The organism is Mesorhizobium sp. M1A.F.Ca.IN.020.06.1.1 (assembly GCF_004023265.1).
Classification (GTDB): Bacteria; Pseudomonadota; Alphaproteobacteria; order Rhizobiales; family Rhizobiaceae; genus Mesorhizobium.
The window spans coordinates 1-2,039 of the sequence record NZ_RZSR01001031.1; the positions used below are offsets into that span (position 1 = coordinate 1).

The 2,039-nt window shown below is 65.0% G+C and carries 3 protein-coding genes; all 3 read right to left on the reverse strand.

Going from position 1 to position 2,039, the window contains the following annotated elements; genetic code table 11:
* Positions 1 to 371: aldehyde dehydrogenase family protein (locus tag EOA60_RS30535; protein WP_128312439.1), on the reverse strand; the 371-nt coding region annotated here is incomplete at its 3' end.
* A 118-nt stretch (positions 372 to 489) separates the two neighbouring features.
* Positions 490 to 1,620, reverse strand: a complete 1,131-nt coding sequence (locus tag EOA60_RS30540; RefSeq protein ID WP_095824064.1) for a patatin-like phospholipase family protein — start codon at positions 1,618 to 1,620, stop codon at positions 490 to 492.
* Between the two features lie 201 nt (positions 1,621 to 1,821).
* A partial coding sequence (locus EOA60_RS30545; protein WP_281060796.1) for a citrate/2-methylcitrate synthase occupies positions 1,822 to 2,039 on the reverse strand: 218 nt, incomplete at its 5' end.

Below are 2,039 nucleotides of genomic sequence, written 5' to 3' on the forward strand. Positions count from 1 at the left end.
ACAGGATAGTTCCAGGGCGAGACGATGCCGACGACCCCGAGCGGCTGCGGCAGAAGGCGGTTGCGCCCCGGCAGGAACGGCAGGCTGGTGGCGACGCGGCGCTCGCGCATCCAGCCGCGCAGATGCCGGATGGCGTGCTTGATGCCGGCGCGAACGACGAACAGTTCCGCAAGCCGTGTTTCCTGCGCCGCCCGTCGAGTGAAATCGCTGTCGATCGCCGTGCAGATCTCGGCTTCATGCTTTTCGGTCAGCGCCAGCAGCCGCTTCAGCCGGTCCTTGCGCACTGCGAGGCCAGGAAAGGGGTCCTTCTCGAAAGCCCTGCACTGCGCCTCAAACTTGACCCCGAGAGAGTTCTGTCTGGTCTGCAGCATCGCTACCTCCCGTTTACGTCGAGGTAAACTACTCGCGCGACGGGGGTGAATCCAGCATATCGCCGGTTCCGCAAGGGAAACTTCAGCGCCTGCTGAAGCGCGCGACAGGGTTGGGCAGCTAGGCTCGCCGGCGCGCTGACTCTGGCTTGATGCGCGCGGCGAGGAATTCCTTGACCCGCCGGCCCGGCGCCGGGCCGCGCATCGGCTTGAAGCCGTCGTCGAGCTCGCCCGAGAGGTCGAGCGTCGCTCGGCTGCCGACCGCGTCGTAATTCTCCTCCAGCCAATCGCTGGCCGCACTGCGGCCAAGGTCCCGCAGATAGGCGAGGAAGGCCCATTCGGCGTTGACCTTGGACGAGGCCGACAGATCCTTGAAGGCCTCGTCGGCATCGATGCGGTGCATGCGGATGTCGCGGTATTCGCCATGCGGCAGGCGTCCCGCCGCGATCAGTTCCTTGACGAAGGCGATCGAGCGGAATTCGCGCAGCAGCCCGGCATTGAAGGTGATCTCGTCGATGCGGTTCTGGATCTCGTTGGCGCTCTTCGGCGTGCCTTCGCGCACCACCGGGTTGATCTGCACGAGCAGCACATCCTCGGTCGCCGCAGTCTTGAAGAACGGATAGAGCGCCGGATTGCCGCCATAGCCGCCATCCCAATAGGGCACGCCCTTGATCTCGACGGCGCGGAACAATTGCGGCAGGCAGGCCGACGCCATCACCGTGTCGAGGTCGATCTCGCCATCCGAGAAGACGCGCAGCTGCCCGGTCTCGACATTGGTCGCCGAAATGAAGAGCTCCATCGACTTGCAGGCGTGCACGTTGCCGAAGTCGATCTCCTTCTCGACCACATCGCGCAGCGGGTTGAGGCCGAGCGGATTGGCGACGTAAGGCGAGAAGACCCGCGACATGGTGTCGAAGAAGAAATAGCCGGGCGTGTTCTCGATCGACCAGTTCCCCCAGACGACGTCCCACGGCATGCGTTGCACCGGGCTGAACCGCCCCTTCGAGGCCACAGCACGCCAGAAATCATCGAGCTTTGTGCGCGCGCCCTCGACGCCGCCGCGCACGAAGCCGTCGGCCAGCGCCACCGCATTCATCGCGCCGGCGCTGGTGCCGGACACGGCAGCGATCTCGAGCCGCCCGTCTTCGAGCAGACGATCGAGCACGCCCCAGGAGAAGGCGCCGTGCGAACCGCCGCCCTGAAGCGCGATGTTGATCTTCTTCTTGTCCCCCGCCTTGCCGTTCTTCGCCATGGCGTTCCTTGTCTCGATGTGCCGGCCTGCCCCTGCGTCATTGGAGCGGGACCGCTGCCGTCAGCCTATGTTGCAGCGCAGCATATAAGGACGGACCAAGGCAAGAACACGAGCACACAAGCGTGATCGGGTGAAATTTCGCTCATGAAAAAACTGTCCGCTGCCGGACGCGGAGTATTGCATTGGGGTTTGCTCGCGGCGTCAGGCGACGAGATCGGGCACCGGCCCGACATAGCGCGACTGCGGCCGGATCAGGCGTCCGGTCGCCTGCTGCTCGCGCGCATGCGCAATCCAGCCGGCGACGCGGCCGGCGGCAAAGACGTTGGAGAACGCCTCCTTCGGGAAGCCCGCGGCTTCGAGCAGGAGCGCGGTATAGAATTCGACATTGGTCTGGATCGAGCGTTGCGGCTTGGCGACCC

Bases quoted from the DNA above. Each gene is read 5' to 3' on its own strand.
- EOA60_RS30540 (WP_095824064.1), bottom strand. From the start codon at position 1,620: ATGGCGAAGAACGGCAAGGCGGGGGACAAGAAGAAGATCAACATCGCG.